The sequence below is a fragment of the uncultured Virgibacillus sp. genome, from assembly GCF_947495635.1.
GTDB classification, from domain to species: Bacteria; Bacillota; Bacilli; order Bacillales; family Amphibacillaceae; genus Virgibacillus; species Virgibacillus salarius.
On the sequence record NZ_CANMAB010000243.1, the window covers coordinates 1 to 301 of the forward strand.

Here is a 301-nt window from a genome sequence, read left to right on the forward strand (position 1 = left end):
AGGGAGTCGAACCCCCACGTCCGAAGACACTAGATCCTAAGTCTAGCGCGTCTGCCAGTTCCGCCACACCCGCAAAATTATATTATTATGGTGAGCCATGGAGGATTCGAACCTCCGACCCTCTGATTAAAAGTCAGATGCTCTACCGACTGAGCTAATGGCTCATAAATTTTTAATTCTAGAAGTTCTAGCGAACTAATAACTCGTACATAATTAACAAGTATAAAATGGTGCCGGCCAGAGGACTTGAACCCCCAACCTACTGATTACAAGTCAGTTGCTCTACCAGTTGAGCTAGGCC

At 45.8% G+C, this 301-nt stretch carries 1 tRNA gene; it reads right to left on the minus strand.

Features of this window, described 5'->3' with window-relative positions:
• Positions 1 to 88: 88 nt before the first annotated feature.
• Positions 89 to 164, minus strand: a tRNA-Lys gene (locus tag Q1A47_RS20680).
• Between the last annotated feature and the right edge of the window lie 137 nt (positions 165 to 301).